This window comes from Oleiphilus sp. HI0066 (assembly GCF_001635725.1).
Genome location: NZ_LWFH01000663.1, coordinates 1 through 633 on the forward strand (window position 1 = coordinate 1; position 633 = coordinate 633).

1 protein-coding gene is annotated in these 633 nt (G+C 46.9%); it reads left to right on the plus strand.

Going from position 1 to position 633, the window contains the following annotated elements; all coding sequences use genetic code 11:
- On the plus strand, positions 1–633 hold a 633-nt coding region (locus A3738_RS30820), incomplete at both ends, for an oligosaccharide flippase family protein (RefSeq protein ID WP_197473715.1).

The following is a 633-nucleotide window of genomic DNA, read 5'->3' on the forward strand; positions in this document are numbered from 1 at the left end:
TTCCATTGTATATGCAATACCTCGGTGATGAGGCTTATGGCTTGGTGGGTTTGTTTACGGTTGTTCAATCCTGGATTCAGTTGCTTAATATGGGGCTTGCGCCAACCCTCGGGCGAGAGGCTGCAAAGGCTAGAGCCTCAAAGCATGGGTTCGAAAGTTTTTACCGGGTATTAACGAGCTATGAGCTGATCTTTGCTGTTCTGGTTGGCTTAATGATTTTTGCCACGGTGTTAGGTAGCGGCTGGTTTGCCACTTCCTGGCTCAAAGTAGAGAGCCTAGCGATTACGAGCGTTGAGCTTTCGGTGATGCTGATGCTGTTTGTCGCTGCGGTGCGTTTTCAGGGTAGTTTGTATCGTAGCGGCATTATGGGGCTTGAAAAGCAAGTCTACATGAATGTTATGGATGTTATTTTTGTTTCATTACGGTTTCTCGGCGGCCTTTGTTTAGTGGCCTTCATCTCCAATAATGTGGTCCATTATTTTGTCTACCAGCTTGTGCTTTCATTGGCCGAGTTGGTTGTTGTGCGTAACAAACAGTTTGCTCTAGTGCCTAAGAGCGTTGCGCGTAGCTATGGATTTTATTGGAGCGTTGTTAAGCCTACCTTGCCCTTTGCAATGGGTATAGCGTACACGG